This is a genomic window from Kribbella monticola, assembly GCF_003261635.1.
Lineage (GTDB): Bacteria > Actinomycetota > Actinomycetes > Propionibacteriales > Kribbellaceae > Kribbella > Kribbella monticola.
Genome location: NZ_QFXK01000009.1, coordinates 73,420 through 93,895, shown reverse-complemented (window position 1 = coordinate 93,895; position 20,476 = coordinate 73,420). Strand labels below are relative to the sequence as shown.

General features: G+C 68.7%; 15 protein-coding genes and 1 pseudogene. 8 read left to right on the top strand and 8 right to left on the bottom strand.

Annotation, left to right across the window (positions count from 1 at the left end):
* Positions 1 to 10 precede the first annotated feature (10 nt).
* The 3 genes from DIZ26_RS04100 to DIZ26_RS04090 all read right to left on the bottom strand — a co-directional run bounded on the left by DIZ26_RS04100 (position 11) and on the right by DIZ26_RS04090 (position 7,504).
* Complete coding sequence (locus DIZ26_RS04100) at positions 11 to 4,081, bottom strand: family 43 glycosylhydrolase (RefSeq protein WP_112237864.1); 4,071 nt, start codon at positions 4,079 to 4,081, stop codon at positions 11 to 13.
* A 133-nt stretch (positions 4,082 to 4,214) separates the two neighbouring features.
* Positions 4,215 to 6,221, bottom strand: a complete 2,007-nt coding sequence (locus tag DIZ26_RS04095; RefSeq protein WP_112237862.1) for a glycoside hydrolase family 6 protein — start codon at positions 6,219 to 6,221, stop codon at positions 4,215 to 4,217.
* 239 nt (positions 6,222 to 6,460) lie between these two features.
* Positions 6,461 to 7,504, bottom strand: a complete 1,044-nt coding sequence (locus tag DIZ26_RS04090; protein ID WP_112237860.1) for a LacI family DNA-binding transcriptional regulator — start codon at positions 7,502 to 7,504, stop codon at positions 6,461 to 6,463.
* A gap of 70 nt (positions 7,505 to 7,574) precedes the next feature.
* On the opposite strand from DIZ26_RS04090, the gene DIZ26_RS04085 reads away from it, so the two are divergent.
* The 5 genes from DIZ26_RS04085 (at position 7,575) to DIZ26_RS04065 (ending at position 13,049) form a co-directional block, all read left to right on the top strand.
* Positions 7,575 to 10,175: a substrate-binding domain-containing protein gene (locus tag DIZ26_RS04085; RefSeq protein WP_112237858.1), complete on the top strand. Its 2,601-nt coding sequence runs from the start codon at positions 7,575 to 7,577 to the stop codon at positions 10,173 to 10,175.
* A 92-nt stretch (positions 10,176 to 10,267) separates the two neighbouring features.
* On the top strand, positions 10,268 to 11,101 hold the full coding sequence (locus tag DIZ26_RS04080; RefSeq protein WP_112237856.1) for a DUF4397 domain-containing protein: 834 nt from the start codon (positions 10,268 to 10,270) through the stop codon (positions 11,099 to 11,101).
* The gene (locus tag DIZ26_RS04075; protein ID WP_157979575.1) at positions 11,098 to 11,757 is read left to right on the top strand and encodes a class F sortase; all 660 of its coding nucleotides are present in this window, start codon (positions 11,098 to 11,100) and stop codon (positions 11,755 to 11,757) included. The genes DIZ26_RS04080 and DIZ26_RS04075 overlap by 4 nt, the downstream gene beginning before the upstream one ends.
* A gap of 34 nt (positions 11,758 to 11,791) precedes the next feature.
* A complete protein-coding gene (locus DIZ26_RS04070; RefSeq protein ID WP_232828134.1) occupies positions 11,792 to 12,355 on the top strand; it encodes an RNA polymerase sigma factor in 564 nt (187 codons plus the stop codon).
* Positions 12,342 to 13,049 carry an anti-sigma factor gene (locus DIZ26_RS04065; protein ID WP_112237850.1) on the top strand — a complete coding sequence of 236 codons (708 nt, stop codon included), beginning with the start codon at positions 12,342 to 12,344 and terminating at the stop codon, positions 13,047 to 13,049. Before DIZ26_RS04070 ends, DIZ26_RS04065 begins: the two co-directional genes overlap by 14 nt.
* A gap of 79 nt (positions 13,050 to 13,128) precedes the next feature.
* Here the strand turns inward: DIZ26_RS04065 and DIZ26_RS04060 are convergent, their stop codons facing one another.
* The 3 genes from DIZ26_RS04060 to DIZ26_RS04050 form a co-directional block, all read right to left on the bottom strand.
* On the bottom strand, positions 13,129 to 13,869 hold the full coding sequence (locus DIZ26_RS04060; RefSeq protein ID WP_112237848.1) for a DUF4386 domain-containing protein: 741 nt from the start codon (positions 13,867 to 13,869) through the stop codon (positions 13,129 to 13,131).
* Between the two features lies 1 nt (position 13,870).
* On the bottom strand, positions 13,871 to 14,146 hold the full coding sequence (locus DIZ26_RS04055; RefSeq protein WP_112237846.1) for a hypothetical protein: 276 nt from the start codon (positions 14,144 to 14,146) through the stop codon (positions 13,871 to 13,873).
* Between the two features lie 71 nt (positions 14,147 to 14,217).
* Positions 14,218 to 16,854 carry a LuxR C-terminal-related transcriptional regulator gene (locus tag DIZ26_RS04050; RefSeq protein WP_112237844.1) on the bottom strand — a complete coding sequence of 879 codons (2,637 nt, stop codon included), beginning with the start codon at positions 16,852 to 16,854 and terminating at the stop codon, positions 14,218 to 14,220.
* A gap of 171 nt (positions 16,855 to 17,025) precedes the next feature.
* Between DIZ26_RS04050 and DIZ26_RS38540 the strand changes: the two are divergent.
* Positions 17,026 to 17,118 (top strand): annotated as a pseudogene (locus DIZ26_RS38540) (RecQ family zinc-binding domain-containing protein); the annotation flags it as partial.
* A 108-nt stretch (positions 17,119 to 17,226) separates the two neighbouring features.
* Here the strand turns inward: DIZ26_RS38540 and DIZ26_RS04040 are convergent.
* Positions 17,227 to 18,057 (bottom strand): phytanoyl-CoA dioxygenase family protein, encoded by an 831-nt coding sequence (locus DIZ26_RS04040; RefSeq protein WP_112237843.1) that lies wholly within the window; start codon positions 18,055 to 18,057, stop codon positions 17,227 to 17,229.
* Positions 18,058 to 18,220: 163 nt separating this feature from the next.
* Between DIZ26_RS04040 and DIZ26_RS04035 the strand changes: the two genes are divergently transcribed.
* Positions 18,221 to 19,369: a zinc-dependent alcohol dehydrogenase gene (locus DIZ26_RS04035; protein ID WP_112237841.1), complete on the top strand. Its 1,149-nt coding sequence runs from the start codon at positions 18,221 to 18,223 to the stop codon at positions 19,367 to 19,369.
* Between the two features lie 19 nt (positions 19,370 to 19,388).
* Positions 19,389 to 19,967, top strand: coding sequence for a hypothetical protein (locus DIZ26_RS04030; RefSeq protein WP_112237839.1), 579 nt, complete (start codon positions 19,389 to 19,391; stop codon positions 19,965 to 19,967).
* A gap of 223 nt (positions 19,968 to 20,190) precedes the next feature.
* Here DIZ26_RS04030 and DIZ26_RS04025 read toward each other — a convergent pair whose 3' ends face one another.
* Positions 20,191 to 20,442: a hypothetical protein gene (locus DIZ26_RS04025; protein WP_112237837.1), complete on the bottom strand. Its 252-nt coding sequence runs from the start codon at positions 20,440 to 20,442 to the stop codon at positions 20,191 to 20,193.
* Positions 20,443 to 20,476 lie beyond the last annotated feature (34 nt).

Genomic DNA, 20,476 nt, shown 5'->3' with positions numbered 1-20,476 from the left:
CCTAGGGCAACTAACGGATCACGGCGGTAGGAGCCGAGAGAGCAGTCGCGGGCGCGGCACCCCGGCGTACCGCGGTCACCTGTACTGCGAGCCGGTGACCGACGTCTGCCTGGCTGAGCTGGTACTGCTTGGTGGTTGCCCCCGGCACCCACTTGCCGTCCCGGATCCACTGGTACTCGAAGGAGAGACCGGTCTGGTTCCACGCGCCGGGTGTGCCCGTGAGGGCATACCCGGCGACCGTTTTGCCTTGTACGGCGGGCGCCTTCACCACCTTCGGCGCCGGCGTCAGCGGGACCACGGGCTGCACACTGGTGAGCGTCGGCACCACCTTCGCGATCGTCCCGTCGGCGGCGAAGTACAGCCGGTCGATCGTGGTCTCGCGATGCTGACCGTCGCCGCCCGGCATCCCGAACCGGTGATAGGCGATGTACCAGTCGTCCGTGCCCGGGACCTGGATGATCGAGTGGTGCCCGGTCGCGAGGATGCCCTGCGCGGGGTCCTTCTCCAGGATGACGCCGCGGTAGGTCCACGGTCCGTCGATGCTCTTGGCCGTCGCGTAGCCGACTCGGTAGTTCGGCGAACCGGTGTCGTCGATCGAGTACGTCAGGTGGTACGTCCCGTTGCGGTAGTTGACGAAGGAGCCCTCGCGGAACCCGGTCAGGCCGCTGATCGGCTTCAGGGTCTCCGGCTTGATCGCCAGCATGTCGTCGGTCAGCTCGGCGTACACCGGTGAACCGTTGCCCCAGAAGAGGTAGTACCGCCCGGTGACCGGATCCTGGAACGTGGCCGGATCGATCGCCTGACCTGACGTGACGGCCTCGTTGTTGAGGATCATCGCCGTCGGCTGCGCGGTGAACGGGCCCTCGGGACTGTCGGCCACCGCGACGCCGATCGTCTTGCGGTTGTACGCCGGGTTGTGCCCGGAGAAGTAGAAGTAGTACTTGCCACCGCGCTCGATGATCGTCGGCGCCCACGCGTTGCCGCTCGCCCACGGCACGTTCCCGTTCGCGCCGTCGAGGGTCAGGATCGGTTTCGCCGACCGCTGCCAGTCCACCAGGTTCTTCGAGTTCCAGACGTAGAAGTCCTTGCCGCCCCAGCCGGCGTACCCGTCGGTCGTCACGTAGAGGTAGTAGGTGTCGCCGAAGCGGGCGATGTTCGGATCCGCGTTGTAGCCGGGCAGTACGGGAGAGCGCATCACGACCGCCTTCACCGTCCAGGTCCGCTTGGTGCCGTCCTGCGCGGTGACCGTGAAGGTCTTCGGCGTCGACAGGTCCACCGGCCCGGTCGGCGAGATCGTCGAGGTGGACACCACCTTGAGCACCGGCGCGAGTTTGGTGAGATCGGTGCCGGGGGCAACAGGGAGCGTGACGGTCGACGAGGCGTCGTCGATGATCGCCGGAACCTTGAGGCTGGCCAGGTCGACGCCGATCACCGCGTGGGGGTCCGCGTCCTGGTCGCTGACCTCTGCGGCCGACAGGGCACGGTTGTAAAGCCGGAAGTCGCGCATCTTGCCCTTCAGGTACTTGTCCGAGGTATACACCGAACGCCCCAGGTAGTTCGCTGTCGTCCGCCCACCGCCGATGTCGCCGGGAGCGATGGAGACACCGGTCTTCTGCCCGACCTGGACACCGTCGAGATAGATCGTGGCGACGCCGTCAGGGGTGAGCGTGTAGGTGAGCGCCTTCCAGACACCACGCGGTACGGCGTTGGCCGCCGACGCGGTCTGCTCGGTCGTCCAGTTGCCGGTGGCAATCGACGTACGGTAGCCGTCACCCGTGGTGAAGAGATAGCCGTTGCCGGCATCGCTGGCGGTGTTGCCCAGTCCCCAGATGAAGTACGGCGTCTGCTGGCCGGAGTCGATCCAGACCTTGGTCGAGACAGTGATCGCGTCGAGTCCGGCCATCAGGTTGTCGGGCAGCTTCACGTGACCGTTGGTGCCGCCGAGAGTGAGAGCGCCGTCGGTCCAGGTCGTGTCGCCCGAGACCACACCGTCGTACCCGTGCCCGGTCACGTCGGTCGCCGTGGCGCCGCTGGTCTGATTCAACGGGTAGTGCGCGACCAGACCGTTCGCGTCGGCCTTCACCGGATCGGGGAGCACCAGGCCGTCGCGCAGCCGGTCGAGTTCGGCCTGCGTCACGGGGAGGACCGTGCCGTGGCGTGGACTGGCCGGCAGGGAGTACGTTGTCGGCACCTTCCAGTTCGGCGCCTCCAGGTCGTCGGTGCCGAGAGGGATGTACCCGCGGCCGCCGTACTCGTCGACGAACAGGTAGTACTTGGAGCCGGAGGTGTCGCCCGGGTTGGCCTTGAAGACGGTCGGGCCTTCGACCGCCGACGTCCCCGCGTCCCGGCCGATGCACGAGTCCTGCATCACCCACGACGGGTTGCCGGGCAGGTCCACCGCCGTCAGCGACGACGACTTCTCCTGGATGATGTCCGAGCATCCGGTGCCGCCACCACCCTCGTCCTTGGTGAACCGGTAGTACGCGCCGTTCTCCCTGATCACCGTCGAGTCGATCCGGGACTCGCCCCGGTCCTGCCAGATCTTCGGTGCGCTGAAGGTCCGGAAGTCCCGGGTCGTTGCGTAGAGCATCCGGTTGTACGTCGAACCCGTGTGTCCCGGATCGTCCGCGGCGTACAGCTTCGATGCCCAGAAGACGACGTACGACTGGAGTTCCTGATCCCAGTAGGCCTCCGGGGCCCAGGTGTTGCCTGCGGTCTCGGGTGAGACGAGGACGTGCCGTTGCTCGGACCAGGTGATGAGGTCGGTCGACTCCCAGACCTCCAGATAGCGGCTGCCCTGGCGCTGTGCGGCATCCCAGTCGCCGTTGCGGCCGATGGACAGATCGGTCGCGATCAGGAAGAACCGGTCACCCTCGGGCGAGCGGATCAGGAAGGGATCGCGCAGACCGAGAGTGCCTTTGGTGGACTCGAGCACGGGCCGGCCGTTGTTCAGCTCGTCCCACTTGAGTGCGGTGTTGCCGCGGCTGGCGGCGAAGTAGATCTTCTCGCCCGCGATGGAGTTGCCGGTGAAGTAGCTGAACGCGTACCCGGTGTACGGCGCGGCCGCTTTCAGCTCGCGAACCGTGAGGACGATCTGCCGCGTGGCGGTGGCCGTTCCGACTGTGGTTGTCGCGGTCAGCGTGACCTGCGTGTCACCGGCTCCGTTCGGCGGCCGATGGACGACACCGTCGCTTCCGACCACGGTGGGAGCCGACGAGGCCCAGGTGACCGAGGCGCCGTACTCGCCGGTGGGCGGCAGCGTCAGATTGCCGCGGACGTCGTCGGCGTGGACGACGGACAGCGCGGCGGCAGCTCCGTCCGCTTTCGACTGGTCGGTGAGTGCGATCATCGCGACCTCGTCGGCGCCGAGCGCGCGGTTGTAGACACGGAAGTTGCGGACCTTGCCCTTCAGGGTGTGATCGGTGGCGTAGTTCGACTTGCCCAGCAGGTTGTTCGTGGTCGCGCCGCCGCCGATCTGGCTCGGCAGCACGCTGACCGCGGTGTTCTGGCCGACCTGGACGCCGTCCTCGTACAGAGTGCCGGTGGTGCCGGTCTGGGTGTAGGTGACGGTCTTCCAGACACCGCGCGCGAGGTCGGCGGAGGGAGTCTTGGCGGTGACCTTCTCCCCCGACCAGTTGGTCGTGGTGACACCGGCCCGGAAATTGTTGCCGCTGGCAAAGAGATAGCCGGTGCCGGAGCTCGAGGACGCGGTGTTGCCGAGCCCCCAGAGGAAGAACGGCGTGGCCTGGTCCGGCGCGACGAACACATCCGAGGACACGGTGATCGAGTCCAGGCCGGTCATCAGGTTGTCGGGCAGTTTCACGTAGTCGTCGGCGCCGTCGAGGGAGAGGTCCGAGCCACTCCAGGTGCCGCCACCGACGAGGCTTCCGTCGCGACCGTTGCCGGAGTTGTCGGTCACGGTCATCCCGGCGGTCTGGGTGAGGTCGTAGCGCAGTACGAGGCCGGCGGTCACGTCCTCAGTGCTGGCGCCGAGGGCCGGAGCGGGCGGGAGGAGTTGCCCGCCGAGCAGGGCGAAGGCCGCCGTGACAACCCAGAGAGACGAGCGCGTACGCAGCTGCATGAAGGCCTCACCCTTGTGTTAACGCTAACAGTGCGCCGTACTTTGGCCGAGCGCGCACTGGCATGTCAAGACCTGAGGTAGGCGGTGTGTGTCTCACCAGGTCACTCCACCGCCTACCTGAGCCTCGAAGGGGTCAGCCGATCGAGCAGGACTGCGCGTTGACCGTGAAAGCCGTCGGAGCGTTGTTGGTGCCGGTGTGCGCGGCGTTGAAGCCGATCTCGACCGTGGCTCCCGGGGCGATCGTCGCGTTCCACGACCCGGGGACGGCAGCCGCGGTGACCGTCGTACCGGACTGGGTCCAGGTGGCGTTCCAGCCCTGCTGCAAGGTCTGGCCGTTGGCGAAGTCGAAGACCAGCCGCCAGTTGGCCAGCGGTGCCGTCGCGGTGTTGGTGACCTTGACCGTCCCGGTGAAGCCGGTGTTCCAGCTGTTCGCCGAGTAGTTCACCCGGCAGGCGCCCGGCGGGTTGGTCGATCCCGTCGTCGTGGTGACGGCCAGTGCGGCCGACGCGGCGGAAACGTTGCCTGCGGCATCTTTGGCCCGGACGGTGAACGAGTACGCCGTACTCGCGGTGAGCCCGGTCGCGGTGAAGCTCGTCGTGGCCGAACTGCCCGCCAGAGTCGTGCCGCGATAGATGTCGTATCCCGCCACGCCCACGTTGTCGGTCGAGGCGGTCCAGGCCAACGCGACCGAGGTGTCCCCGATCGTCGTGGTGTGCAGACCGGTCGGAACCGACGGTGCGGTCTGGTCCGGCGTGGTGCTGCCGCCGATCGCCGGGTAGGCGTTGCGGACCAGTTCGTTGAACTGCGACTCGAACCAGCGGCCGGCCAGCGGAGCACCCGGCGAGGCACCGGTCAGCTGGTTACCGAGTTTGGGCGAGACGAAGGTAGGGTCGCACATCCGGTCGAACCGCTTGCCCTCGTCGTTCGGAATGTCGGTCGACGCGCCGTCGGACTCACCCGGCGGCTTGATCCAGACGAAGGCGTCCAGGTGCGAGCCGGGATAGCCGGACGGCGTGGACCGCGGGCGTTCGCCGATCCCGGCACCGAGCGGGTTGCACCAGGCGCCCCGGTGGTTGCGACGATCCACTCGTGACTGGTTGATGTAGGTCTCGAGGTCGGTGCTGGTCGACGTGGCGGTCGGCCGCGCGGTACCACCCCAGCCGTTGCGCGAGGTGTCGATCAGCATGCCGGTACTGGCCGGGAAGCCTTCGGCGATCAACAGGTTGTACAGATGCGCGGTCCAGTCGATCTCGTCGAAGTCGAAGTTCCACTCGTAGAACTTGGCCGACCGGATCGGCGTACCGTTCAAGGTCAGCGAGGAGTTGGGCAGGTACGGCTCCTCCAGCGGCGTGGTGTTCGCCGTGTTCGTGACGAAGCCGTCGATCGAGGCGAAGCCGGCCTGGGTCGACCGGGCGACCTCGGCGAAGAGCTTGGCCGCGGGACCGGCGTTGTTGTCCCAGCCGAGCCAGCCCGAGTGGGCCGCGTCGATGTAGTTGTAGACGTTCGGGATGGCGTGCAGCTTGTCGAGCGCGTACTTCACGCCGTCGCGGTAGAACGGCGCGGCCGTCTGGCATTCGGGCTGCGAGCTGTTCGTGACCAGGTTCGGCAGCGAGTCGGGCTCGATCGTCGCCGCGATCCGCAGACCGGCGTACTTCGAATCCGCCAGGATGCTCGCGATCGCGTCGATGTACTCGGCCTTGTAGCGGGCCAGGCCCGCGGCGGTCGCGGGGAGTTCGCCGTTCGAGGCGAGCGCGTAGCAGTCGCGGCCTGGGAGGTCGTAGATGACGAGGTTGACGACGATCGGCGTACCGGACTGCTTCTGCAACAGCGCGCGGTCCAGGTGGAAGCGCAGTCCGTTGCCGTCGGCGTTGCCGGTGATGGCGCTGATCCGGTCCATCCACACCGCGGTCGGCTGGGTCTCGACCTGGCGCATCTTGGCGGCGAGCGCCGGGTCGGTGGCCCGGGTGGCGGCGCCTTCGACGGCTGCGGCCCAGGTCGGATTCACGTACTGCGTGGCGCCGGCGTACGGGTTGTCGACGTGCGACTCGGCGACGGCGTTCGTGGCGATCAGCGGTACCGCGACGAGGGCGGTCGCCACGGCCGTGCCTGCGGCGAGTAGCCGCTTGGGGATCTTGGACACGCGGTCCTCCAGGGATCAGTCCGGCGTACCGGTCCGGGCGTGAAGCGGTACGAGCCGCTGCGGACACCGGCGGCTGAGCCGAACCTCACATGCACCGCTGCACCGCCGGGATGGGGCGAAACGTTTAAGCCGGTGGCGCGTTACGCCATCGTGACCGGCTGCTCCGGCCGCTTCGGCTGGTTCGGCTGCCTTCGGCTGCTCGGCTGCTCCGCTGCTTCGGGTGTTCAGGCTGTTTCGGCTCAGCGGGCGCGGGGGCCGGTGCTGCCGCGGACGGCGATGCCGCCCAGGGGGACGACACGATCGGCTGCCACTCCCCCGGCGAGCAACGCCAGCACGGTTTCACCGACCGCGGTGCCCACGGCCGTGAGCGGAACCGGAAGCGCGGTGATCGACGGGGTGGCGAGCCGGCAGAGCGCGGAGTCGGCGGCGGCCAGGATCGACACGTCCCAGGGGACTTCGAGACCGAGCCGCCGGGCCACGTCGAGCGCGGCAGTCGCCATCTGGTCCGAGTCGTACACGATGAAAGACGGCGGCCGCGGACCGGTGAGCAGTCGTCGGGTCGTCGCTGCCGCCTCCTCGGCGCCGGCGTTCGTCTCGACGTGCGTCACCGTTCCGCGGGCGCCCTCCAGAGCTCGCGTCAACACGTCCATCCGCAGCTTGGTGCGATGCAGGGTCGCCGAGGCGGTCACGGCGGCGATGTCGCGATGTCCCAACCCCACAAGGTAATTCGCGACCCGGGCGAACGCTTCCGTCTCGTCGAGCGCCACCGAAGTCAATCCGCGCGCCACCTCGGGCGGCCCGAGTACGACGGCCGGGACGCGCAACTGCCGCAGCGCCTCGACCCGCGGATCCGACGTCAGGACATCGGGCACGATCATCACGTCGGCCCTGCGTTCGGCCCACCACTTCTGGTACGTCGCGACGGCTGCGTCGGTGGAGTCCACAACCTGCAACAGCAGTGCATAGTCGTGCTCAGCAAGGACGTTCTGGGTGGCCGTGACGAAGTCGAAGAAGGAGGTGGCATGCGTGCCACCGCCGTCGCTGCTGACGACCAGGCCGACCGCACGCGGCCCGATGTGCATCGAACGCGCGGCCGCACTCGGGCGCCAGCGGTACTCCGCGGCGATGCGCAGCACCCGTTCGCGGGTGGCCGCCGAAACGCCCGGCCGTCCGTTGAACGCGTACGACACAACGGCGATCGACACACCCGCCGCCCGCGCGACATCGGTGATCGTGACACGGCGCGCGGGCGACCCGGGACTGTCAGCGGACGGTGTGCGCACAATGACCTAGTGTGTCGCCCGCTGCCCGAATGCGCATCGGCTCGGCACCGATGACGTGGTGAGGAGGCGCATGCGGCAGCGATCGGCCGGTCCGGGTGGACGCCACACGATCGGCATCCTCTCGCCGGTCGTGGGCGGCTTCTACTTCGGTGCCCTGATCGCCGGCGCCTCGAGGGCCGCGCGCGACGCCGGTCACCGCGTCGTCGCAGTACAGACCTATCCGTCAGGTCTCGATCGGGAACGCTATCCCGACGAGCCGTTGCTCGAGGTTCCGGTCGCTCTCGACGCGGTGGACGGCATCATCGTGGTGGTGAAAGCCGTCCGGCACGACCGGCTGGCGGCCGCGCAGGAATGGGGCCGGCCGGTTGTCCTGATCAGCGAGGAGCAGACCGGCCTGCAGGCACCCGTCGTCGTACCGGACAACGCAGGCGGCGTACGGGCGGCTGTCCGGCACCTGATCGATCACGGTCACACGCGGATCGGCTTCACCGGTAGTCCTTCGCAGCGTGACATCCGCGAACGCTACGAGGCCTACCGCTCAACGCTTGCCGAGCAAGGAATCGAGGCGCGGCCCGAGTGGTTCCACGAGACGGCCGACAATCACGAACAGGCAGGCGAGGACGCCGCCGTACGGTTTCTCGCGGCCGGCGCTCCGACGACCGCGACGATCGCCGCCACGGATCGCAATGCCATCGGATTTCTGCGGGCGTTGCGATCCAGCGGCCTGGTGCTGCCGCGGGATCACGCCGTGATCGGGTTCGACCACATCGAGAGCGGAGCCCGGTTGATGCCGCGGTTGTCGACCGTCGACCCGCATTACGACCGGGTGGGCAGCCTTGCGGTGGAGCTCCTGCTCGCCCGGCTAGGAGGCACGCCGGTGGCCGACGGCGTACATCGTTCGGCCGCCACGCTCGTACTACGTGAGTCCTGCGGCTGCCCCGGATCGACCGCCACCGTTGGCGATTCTCCGGTTGCCGCCGGACGGCCTGCCGCTGTGGCTGTGCTGGAGCGGCTCGCCGATACCGGATTCGGCGCGCCTTCGGTCGGGACAGTGCATCGGACCGGCGATGACGAGGACCGGGCCAACTGGCTGCGCGCGATCGTCGACCCGATGACCGCCGCTGCCGAACGTGGAACAGCGCCGACCACGAGATCGCTCGGCCTGCTTGCCGATCTCACCGCGGCTCGGCGGCCACACCCCGAAACGCTGGAGCAGCTCATCGCGGCCGTTCGCGACTTCGAACGTGAACTGGCCGGCAGCCACCCGGCCGCGGTGTCGCAGGCGGGGACCGAGATCCTGCTGGCGTTGACGAAAGGCTGCACCCGGCCGATGCTCGCGCGCAGCGGCTACCTGGAACGGACGATCGCCGATCAGTACGAGCTCGACATGGACCTGCTGCGTGGCAACGGCCCGAGCCCGCGCACCCTGACCTGGTTACCGAGGAACGGACGTGGCGCCGCCTGCCTCGGGCTGTGGGTCGGCCACTCACCGGGCGACCGCGAGATCGAGATCGTCGGCGTCGACGACAACTCGGGTGCGCTGTCGCGGCTGATCGGCCTGCGCTCACCGGCGAGCCAGTTCCCGCCGGCAGCGCTGACCCGCGGCGCGACACCCGGTAGCAGCCGGCTCACGCTCGTGCTGCCGGTCACGTTCGGCGGCAGCGACTGGGGGCTGCTCGCCATCGACGGCAACGTCGACACCCGCGCGACCAGCGGCCGGGACAAGTACAACCACTGGGCCGCGCTGCTGGCCGTCGCACTGGATCACGAGCGCCTGCTGGCTTCCCTGCGCGATCAACGCCAGGCCTTGGAGGAGGCCGCCGAACGCGAGCGAGCGCTCGCGGGCACCATCCGCGCGAGCGAGGAACGCTATGCCCTGGCCTCGCTCGCGGCCCAGGACGGCACCTGGGATTGGGACGTCTCGGCCGGCACCGTGTACTACTCGCCTCGCTGGAAGCAGATCCTCGGGTACGCCGACCAGGAGATCGGCACCTCGCCGTCGGAATGGCTCGACCGCGTCCATCCCGACGACCACCAGGATCTGTCAGCCTCCATCGCGGCCCAGCTCGGCGGAGCCCGCACCCCACTGGAGATCGAGCACCGGGTGCGAACGGCTTCTGGCGACTACCGGTGGATGCTGTGCCGCGCAGTGACGATCCTGGACGACGCCGGCTGCCCGGCCCGCTTGGTCGGCGCTCTCTTCGACATGACCGAACGCAAGGAGCAGGAACTCTCCCTGCGCGAGAACGTCCTGCGCGATCCCGAGACCGGACTGGTCAACCGACCGCTCTTCCTCGACCGGCTCGGCGCCGCCATCAAACGCACCCGCCGCCGCGCCCGCGACTACGACTGCGCGCTCGTCCTGCTGCGAGTCGTCGACCGCTCCGGCGACGACGCCGACGTACGCCGTGAGGTGGCCCGCCGCCTGCGCCTCGCCCTCCGCGACGGCGACTCGGCCGCCCGTCTCCGGCAGGACGAGTTCGCCGTCCTGCTCGACGACATCGGCGCGACCGGCGACCCGGTCCGCGAACTGCTCGCCACGATCCTGTCCGATCCGGAAGCCGACCTCGCCGTCGGCGTACTCCCCACCATCCAGCGCTACAAGGACGCCGACGACGCCCTCCGTGCAGCCGACATCGCCCTCCTCCGCTCCCAGACCCGGACCCGATAGCCCTCGGTCCGGTTCCGACTTCGCGATCGGGTGCATCCGTTCTGGGGGTTCGGGCGGAAGTAGAGGCAAGTGACCATCTCTGGGAGGGTTTCATGTCTTTTCGCCGAATCACCGCACTGACTGCTGCCGGGCTGCTGCTCGCCGGGCTGCCGGTAGGCGTGGCCGCGACCGCGCAGGCCGCGCCGACGGCCGATGCCACCGTCTCCGTCCTGCACGCGGTTCCCGGTGCCACCGTGGACGTGTACGCCAACGGCAAGGCGCTGCTGACCAACTTCAAACCTGGCACGCTGACCGACCCGCTCAAGCTTCCCGCCGGCAGCTATGACCTGAAGGTCACCGCCGCAGGGGCCGGCGCGAAAGGAAAGGCCGTCATCCAGGCCGATGACGTCACGGTCCCGGGCGGCGCCAACGTGACCGTCGTCGCGCACCTCGACGCGGCCGGCAAGCCGGTGCTGACTCCCTACGTGAACGACGTTTCGAAGCTTGCCGCCGGCAAGGCCCGGCTGACGGTCCGCCACGACGCGGCCGCTCCCGCGGTCGACGTCCGCGCGGGTGGGAAGCCCGCCTTCAAGAGCCTGACCAACCCCAAGGAGGCCAAGGCCGACCTTCCCGCCGGCACGATCAGCGCCGATGTCGTCTTGGCCGGCACGTCGACGGTCGCGATCGGCCCCGCCGACGTGAATCTCAAGGAAGGCACCAACACGATCGTCTACGCCTGGGGCAGCGCGGCGGGCAAGAATCTGAAACTCGCCGTCCAGACCATCTCCGGTCTCCACCACAACCCCAGTGGTATCCCCGGTGGTACGGGTGGCCAAGCGGCGCAGCTCGACAACGGCTCGCCGGCCTTGGGCCTGTTCGCCCTGCTGGCCGTGTTCGGCTTGGCGGTCGTCGGGACGACGGTTGTCCGGGCACGCGTCCGGTCGTGACGGTTCCTCGTCGCGGTGCGGCCACCCTCGTGGTGGCCGCACTCACCTGTACTGCGTTGGCAGGCCTCACCGCCTGTGGCGACCCGGAAGTCACCGGCGACCGGCCGTCCGCGTCTGCCAGCCGACCGATCAGTCCGCCATCCGTAACACCACCACCGAGTTCGGTGCGCACCCATGCCGCGGACCTGCCGACAGTCGCGGCTCGGTCGCCAGTCCCGATCCGGCTGGTGGTGGCCACGGCGGCACTGAACATGGCGGTGAAATCGGTCGGTGTCGGCGCCGACGGCCAGATGGCGCTGCCTGCCGACCCCACCGACATCGGCTGGTACCGGTTCGGCCCCGGCCCGGCCGATCGGGCCGGCTCCGTCGTCCTGGGCGGTCACCTGGACAGCCGCGAGTTCGGTGTCGGTCCGCTGTCCAGGCTGCGCAAGGTCCGCCCCGGCGACCTGATCGAGATCACGATGACCGACCGGAGCGTCGCCGGCTATCGGGTGACCACGGTCAAGAACATCCCCAAACAGAAGCTGGCCGTCGACGACCTGTTCGACCGCGAGGGATCACGCCGCCTGCGGATCGTGACGTGCGGAGGACCGTATGACGCCGACGCCGGCGGATACCGAGACAACCTGGTGGTTACCGCTGTTGCGTCCTCTTGATCTACCCACGCGGGGCCCGGCTACAGTGCGCCCTGTGAGCACCACCGACGCGGGTGACCCCTCGGCGGCCGACATCGCGAAGGGTTTCGCGGACGGCCGGGAGGAGAGCCTCGCGGAGGCCTATCGCCGCTGGTCGGGTCTGGTGTACACCCTCGCGCTGCGGTCGGTGAACGATCGCGGTGACGCCGAGGAGATCACCCAGCAGGTGTTCGTCTCGGCCTGGCGCGGCCGGACCGGCTTCGACCCGGAGACCGGGACGCTCGGCTCCTGGCTGGTCGGCGTGGCCCGGCACCGGATCGCCGACCATCACGCTGCCCGGACCCGGCATCGACGCAACGTCGAGGCGGTCACCCCGGCGCCGGCGGTCTCCAGTGGCGACGAGGACCGGCTGGTGGACCGCGTGGTCCTCGCGGACGAACTGAACCGGCTGGACGACCCGCGCAGGACGATCCTCAAGCTCGCCTTCTACGAGGACCGGACTTACTCGCAGATCGCGGAGCAGCTCGATCTACCGTTGGGAACGGTGAAGAGCCACGTACGGCGAGGGCTGCTGTACCTGCGAGCCCGACTGAAGGAGGTGACCGGTGACGCATCTTGACGACGAGACGCTGGCGCAATGGGCGCTGGACGACCACGAACCGAGCCCGGAAGCGACCGGCCACCTGACCACGTGCGCGGACTGCCAGGGCAGGTTGGACGAACTCCGCCACCTCGCCGACCTCAGCCACGACCTTCCGCACCTCGAAGTGCCGCCGCCCGAGGTGTGGGAACGCATCGCCGCGGAGCTCGACCACGAAGACGGCGCCACGCGTACTACGGAACCTCTTGCTCAGCAGCCGAGCGCAGTCGTAGTACGGACCAGCCGGCGCGCCCTGGTGCTCGCGGCGAGCATCGCGGCGATCCTCGGCCTCGGGGCCGGCGTACTGGGCACCCGGCTGATCGACAAGCCGACGGACACCACGACGCAGGCTGCGATCAAGCTCGAGCCACTCGAAGGCAAGTCGGGCGACGGCACCGCGGACCTGGTCCGGGTCGGAACCGGCGCCGAGCTCCGCGTCACCGCCTCGGGCCTGCCGGCCCCCCGCGGGTTCTACGAGGTGTGGCTGATCAACCAGGACGGCAAGAGGATGGTCTCGCTGGGCGTCCTGTCCCCCGGCACCGTCGGCACCTACCAGATCCCGCCGGACGCCACCGGGCAGGGTTACCGGATCGTCGACATCTCGCTGGAGCCCGACGACGGCAATCCCGAACACTCCCACGACAGCATCATCCGCGGCACTCTGCCGACCTGAATCACGTGCTGGACAAGGCGAAGGCGGCCCGCCGGAGCGGAGCCGCCTTCTGGTCCGACCGGTGCGGCCGGCCCAGCGCTCAGCCGTCGTTGCGAATCCCGAGGGCTGCGACTGCCTGGGGGCGGAAGCCCTTGAAGGTCATCCAGAGGCCGATGGTGAATTCCCAGGCGGCGATGGGCAGGGTCAGGAAGAAGGAGGAGGCCGAGACCTGGTCGGTGGCGCCGAAGAGGGCGGCGATGAAGGCGGCGAACAGCAGGGGTGCGCCGATCAGGCCGACGGCCGGGATGATGCGCGGAACCAGCCGGGACTTGTAGAGCAGGGTGCCGAACAGCAGCGCGTTGAAGACGGGCATCAGGCCGGGGCCGAACAGGAAGGTCCAGTTCCGTACGTCGACGAGTGCGTTGGCCGTCACCGTCAGGGTCGCCGGATCGGCACCGACGTGGTGCTGGCGCAGGGTGACCACTGCGAGCAGGTTGACCACGCCGATCATGACCACGGCCGCCTCGACGAGGCGGGACGTCACGAAGCCGAGGGCCATCGATCCGTTCTGCCGCTTCACCACCGAGTACGCCGCGACTGCGGAACCGACCGCGGTCAGGCCGTTCACGCAGTCGAGCAGGCAGCCCCACAGGATGCGGGTGTCATGGCCCGCGCCGGTGACGTAGGCGGCGTCGTTCAGCACCGGTCCGAGCAGGATGAGTGCCGGGATCGACGAGGCGAAGGTGAGCAGGTAGAAGATGCCCGCGGCACGGGCGTTGTTGCGGGTGGGATCACGCCGTACGGCGGTGGTAGTGGTGGCGGCGGGTGCGGTGATGGTCATGTCAGGCTCCTGTGGTGTCGCGATGATGGGGTGCGTGCGGGGCGTCGTCGGTGTGGACCTGGCGGACGGAGACCAGGGGCAGACCGATGTCGCGGAGTTGATGCAGCAGTCCGTGCAGGGCTGCCTGGTCGACGACGGGACCGGTGAGCAGGGTCTGGCCGTCGCCGGTGGTCAGGGTCATGCCCGCGAAGCGGGCGGACCAGCGGGAGTCGAGGCGACCCTGGATGCGGATCTCGTACCAGCCGGATCCCTCCGGCGTGCTGGCTGCGGTGTCCATGTCCGCACGCTAGGAGCCGAGGTGGTGAGCGCGGATCACATCATCTGGTGAGCTGGGTGGTGATCGTGCTGTCAGAGCAGCCCGAGCTCGGTGGCCCGGGTGACCGCCGTACGCCGGGTGTTGACGCCGAGCTTGGCGTAGATGTTCTTCGTGTGCGTCCGGAAGGTGTTGAGCGAGATGTAGAGCCGGCGCGAGATCTCGGGCCCGTCGAGGTCGGTGGCGAGCAGGCGCAGTACGTCGTACTCGCGTTCGCTCAACTGGCCGGGGAGGCCCTGGTCGACAGGTCGATGCCCAGGGTCGAGCGCTGCTCGCAGGCGCTGCGGGTAGGTCCACGACGGGTGTTGCCGGATCAGCACTTCGAGTAGCGGTGCGATCGGTCGTCCCTCGCCGATGAAGATCCGGACGTAGTCTTCCGGCTCGGCCAATCGCAGTGCCTGCTCCAGTGGCGCCGGCGCCTCGTGCGCGAGCGCTTGCAGGGTGAGGATCTCGATCAAGCTGCCGAATCGTCCGCCCTGCTCGGCGGCGATCCGGAGACGTTCGAGCAGGCTGTACGCAGTACGGGCGGTCGACTGCTGGTGCAGCAGGATCCGGGCGAGGGTGATGTGCTCGTACTCGCGGACGTAGGCCAGTTCGTCGTGCGGATCGAGATGCTGGGCCCAGTGGAGAGCCTCGTCGATGTGGCCTTGCGCGAGAAGAACTCGCGCACGCTGGGCCGGGATGGGTTGCACGTTCGGCGAGTAGTCACCGACGTACACGCGCTCGGCCTCGTCGAGCAGCGCCACGGCCCCGGACAGGTCTCCCTCGGCCAGTCGTAGCCGAGCGCGCGCGACCCGCCATCGGTAGGGGAACTGGGGCAGACCGAGGCGCTCCCCCAACGCGTCGACGCGCTCCAGGTACGCCGCCGACGCCGCGAGATCGTTGCGCTCGAAGGCGAGTTGGCTCAAGCCGACGAGCATGTCGGCCGTTCCGCGCAGCGGCCCGTCGACCTCGTGAGCGGCGGCTAGGCGGAGTGCGTCCTCATAGGTGCGCGCGGCATCATCGAGCCGGCCTTGGGTGATCCGGAGGTCTCCCAAGGTGATCGAGCAGCCGAGGACGTCGGAGATGTTGCCGGCGCGTTCCAGGCCTTTCACGGCGATCGAGTAGCCGTGGTGAGCCGCTTCCAGGTCGCCGCTTCCCCACGAGGCAAGGCCGGCGAGCGCCGATGCGGCCGCGACGGTGAGATCGTCTCCGGGCGCGGCTTTGGCGATCGCCAGGTCGGCGTGGGCGACGGTGCCGGCCGGGTCGTTCGCGACGAGGGCGAGGGCTGCCCGGTAGGTCTCGATCGCCCCTGGCAGCCGCGCCAACTCGGCCTGGTCGAGCACCACCACATTCGCCGGCGGAGCGGCCAGTAGTCGTTCGAGATCTTCCAGGCGGTCCTCGACGGTCTCGAAGTCGCCTCGCGACATCAGCGCGCCGATGAAACCCAGCGCGAGGACGGGGCGGCGGAGCACCACGTCGTACGGAATGTCGTCCAGCCAGCTTCGCACCGTCGCCTCTTGACGCTGCCGCAGCAGCTCGATGGCCGAGCGCTCCACGAGGTCCGCTGCCTGCTCGATGTCTCCGGCTGCCAGTGCGTGCCGGACAGCGGGCACTGGTTCGCCGGTTGAGCCGTACCACTCGGCGGCGCTCTTGTGGAGATGGGCGATCTCGTCTGGCCGCTCTTCGGCGAGGTGCGCTCGGAGGACCTCGGCGAAAAGGTGGTGGTAGCGATACCAGCGGCGGCTGTCGTCGAGGCGGATGACGAACAGGTTCGACCGCTCCAAGGATTCGAGCACGGCCTTGCCGTCGGTGCCCCCGGTGACGGCGTCGCAGAGGGACCCGGTGAGCCGGTCGAGGATCGAGGTCTTCAGCAGGAAGGTCCGGACAGCCTCGGGCTGGCGGCTCAGGACCTCCTCGACGAGGTAGTCGACGACATACCGGTCATCCCCCGCGAAGCCCGCGATGAACCCGGCTGCGTCCGCGCGTCCCTGCAGTGACAGCGCAGCCAATTGCAAAGCCGCGATCCAGCCCTCGGTCCGGCCTTCCAGCGTGGCGATCTCGGCGGGGTCGAGGTCGAGGTCGAAAACACCGTTCAGGTACGCCGTGATTTCGTCCACCGTGAACCGCAGGTCGGCCGCGCGGATCTCCACCAACTCCCCTCGCGCTCGCAGCCGGGCGAGCGGAAGCGCAGGGTCGGCGCGGGTGCTGATCACCAGATGCACCTGAGGCGGAAGGTGCTCGAGCAGGAACGCGACGTCGGTCGCGATCTGTGGATTGTCGGCGAGGTGATAGTCGTCCAGGACCAGGTCGACGCCGTCCGCCACGGCTGCAAGCTCGTTGAGCAACGTGGCGAGGATCGACTTCAGCTGTGGCTGCGGAGCTCGCAGGAGAGGCAGTACGCCGAGGCCAACGCCCGGCGCCGCCGCGTCGAGCGCAGTGACGACATAGGTCCAGAAGGACGCGGGCTCCTGCTCGCTCTCCTCCAGCGACACCCACGCGATCCGTCGGCCCGCTGCTGCCGCGCCGCGCGCCCATGCCGCCAGGAGAGTCGTCTTGCCGAATCCGGCCGGCCCAGAGATCAGCGTCAGCCGCGGGTTCTCGCTCAACCGCTCGTCCAACCGCGGCCGCGGCACCACGACGTGCCGCGCCTGAGGCACGTACAACTTGGTCCCGACCAGCGGACTCGCCATGCCCGCTCCCCCCAACTGCCTTCACATCAGACAGTCCCGACCCTAGAGCACGAGCCACCGGCGTCGTGAGGAAGCTGCGCTGGTGGGTGACCCAGGTTGTCGCATGAGGGAGTGCTGCGCGGGTACCCGTACGCCCCCTCAGCAGCGAGGGGTGTTGACGGTTCGGATCGAATGATGCGGGAGTACGCCGAGACGCGCGGCTGCCGACGCCAGTTCCTGCTCTCCTACTTCGGAGACGAACTCGCCGAACCCTGTGGCAATTGCGACACCTGCGAGACCGGCACGGCCCAGGCGCCGGCGAGCGACAGTTCGCCGTACCGGGTGAACGACCGGGTGCGGCATCAGGAGTTCGGCGAGGGCGCCGGCGAATCGCTAATACGGGAGAGCGACGTAGTCGACGTTGCGACCGACGTTCGGGTCGTTCTCGATCTCGGCCGGGACATTGCGCACGATGAGGCCGGCCTGTTCGGCAGCGGACAGTGCGGATTCGTCGTAATGGCTGCGACGCCAGATGTCGCACATGTATTTGCGCGTCTTCAGGTAATCGACATACCGGCTCATGTGGGCGTCGTCGAGACCGAGTGCCGCGAACAACGCGATCCTGTCGCCGTCGCGGGGCGCGACCAGCCAGCTGGGGAACTTGTCGTGCTGATGCGGCAAAGCCGCGTAGGACTTGGGGAATCTGAGCAACGTGGCGTTGCCGCTGTGAGTCGTCCGCAGACTCCAGACCGCGACGTCGCCGGGCCGGGTCCGCACGTAGACGTTCTTGCCCACGATGAGGTCCGGGGTGTTGTGCGACCGGTGCCGCAGATTCAGACCGCCGGTATGACGGTAGTGATCCTGCAGGTAGACGCCGAATCGCAAAATCGTGTAGCGCCCGTTCCAGTCCGGCGCTTTCGGATCGACCCGGTCCGCATTGTCCTTGTGGAATCCACGCTGCACACCGTTCACCGTGAAAGCGCTGTCGCCGCAGTACACGATCTTGTCGTCGCCGAGAATGCGACGCGCGATCTCGACGAAATTCCCGTCCGTCAGCACCTCGCGCAACCGCGGATTGGCCAGCAGGTCACCGCCGAAATGCTTCCGCGACCAGTACGCCGCGTCGCGCAACCTCTGCACGTCGTCCGCGGTGTAGACCCCGCGAACGATCGTCCAGCCGTTCTCCCAGAAACCAGCCGCATCCACCTTCCGCACACCGGACATGCCAGCCTCCTCACCGGTTCGGCCCGCCCACAAAGGCCGGGGCACGGCGTCGGTTCCCCCGGCATGGGCCACGAAACGCCAATGGGTCCAGAAACGCGGCGGGTGTCGCCGTTTCGCCGGGCCGACGCTGGGCACCTAGGCCTTTTCGCGAAGGGAGCAGCCGATGCGCGCGATGGTCTATCGAGGGCCTTACCGGATCCGGGTCGAGGACAAGCGGCGGCCGGTGATCGAGCATCCGAACGACGCGATCGTCAAGGTCACCAGGGCCGCCATCTGCGGCTCGGACCTGCATCTGTACCACGGCATGATGCCCGACACCCGGGTCGGGATGACGTTCGGGCACGAGTTCATCGGGGTGGTGGACGAGGTCGGGCCGTCGGTGCGCACCCTGCAGCCCGGCGACCGGGTGATGGTGCCGTTCAACATCTTCTGCGGCACCTGCTACTTCTGTGCCCGCGGCCTGTACGCGAACTGCCACAACGTCAATCCGAACGCGACCGCGGTCGGCGGCATCTACGGCTACTCCCATACCTGCGGCGGCTACGACGGCGGGCAGGCGGAGTACGTCCGAGTGCCGTTCGCCGACGTCGGGCCTGAGCTGATCCCCGACTGGATGGACGACGAGGACGCGGTACTGCTCACCGACGCCGTGGCCACCGGCTACTTCGGCGCCCAGCTGGGCGACATCGTCGAGGGCGACGTCGTGGTCGTCTTCGGCGCGGGACCGGTCGGACTGTCGGCCGCGGCGTCGGCCTGGCTGATGGGCGCCGGCCGCGTCATCGTCATCGACCACCTGGACTACCGGCTGGCCAAGGCGCGCTCGTTCGCCCATGCGGAGACCTACAACTTCACCGAGCACGCGGACATCGTCGTACTGATGAAGAAGCTCACCGACCACCTCGGCGCCGACGTCGCCATCGACGCGGTCGGCGCCGAGGCCGACGGCAATCTGCTGCAGCACATCACCTCCGCGAAGCTGAAACTGCAGGGCGGCTCCCCCATCGCGCTGAACTGGGCGATCGACTCGGTCCGCAAGGGCGGCACGGTGTCCGTGATGGGCGCCTATGGGCCGATGTTCAGTGCGGTCAAGTTCGGCGACGCGATGAACAAGGGCCTCACGCTGCGGATGAACCAGTGCCCGGTGAAGCGACAGTGGCCGCGGTTGTTCGAGCACGTCCGCAACGGCTACCTCAAGCCTCGCGAACTGGTCACCCACCGCATCCCGCTCGAACACATCGCCGAGGGGTACCACCTGTTCTCCGCCAAGCTCGACGGCTGCATCAAGCCACTCATCGTCCCGTCCGCCGCCTGATCCGATCGGAGCCCCGCGCATGACCTACACCCAGCAACGGCCACCGATGGCCGAGAGCAGCGACGAACTGCGCGCCCGCATCCCCGGCTGGGGAGCGGACCTGAACCCGCGCCACCGCCCCGCAGTACCGATGGAGCGGCTGGATCCACACCCGTACGGCGCGGTGTGGGACTTCCCCGAGCGCCAACCGGAGAAGTGGCCACGGGAGCGGTCGAACGAGCACGCCTTTCTCACTCCGGTGTTCGGCACGTCCTGCCCACCGCATGGAGCCGCCGGCGCGATCCGCAAACTCGCCTATCGCCGCTACAGCGAAGGCCGTGCGGCCCACTGGCTGCTCCTGATGGCGGCCGATCGGATCGACGCGAAAGCCAGCACGCTCCGCACCTTCGCCTCCCGCCGCCCGGCCAACCCGATCACCGAGACCGGAATCATCGCGGAGCTCAAGTACCACGGCCTACGCTCCCGCCGCGGTCAGCAACGCGCGGACCTCGTGCACCAGCCCCTCGACCTCCTCATCGTCGGCGGTCCGTGGATAGCCGCGGCCTTCGGCGCCTACCGCCTCGTCCGCCGCATACGCCCCGCTCGCGCCCGCCGCTGAAGGACAGCTGAGCCGGCCAGCTGCCGAAGCGGTTCCCGCGCACGTCCGTATAGGTCAGCTACTGATCAGCGCAGGAGAACGGACGGCTCTGCGGCGTCTTCGGCTGGTACCCGCCGGCCAGCGCCACGAACTTGCGGTCGTAGACCTTCCGCCACGCCGCGTCGCGGTACCCAGATCGCCTCGGCCTACACGTGGTCGCCAGACGTGCGCGAGCGATCGACGATCAACCCGGCCCGCGCACCTGCCGCCCGACCTGCAACGCCGCGGTGATCAAGCGGCCGGCCCGGGGACCCTGGGTCGCGGTGATGTTGGCGAGGTACGTCGCACCGCCTACCGGGACCGGCTCGGACACCACCCGGAACGTCTGGTCACCGACCGCGAACAGCGCACCGGCAGCGATCGCCTCGGCCGCGAGCAGGAACCGCCCTGCTCCGACCTGCACCGCCTCGATCGGCACCGCCGCATCGTTGCTCACTCACCCCAAGTACCCACAAACATCCACGCCCACC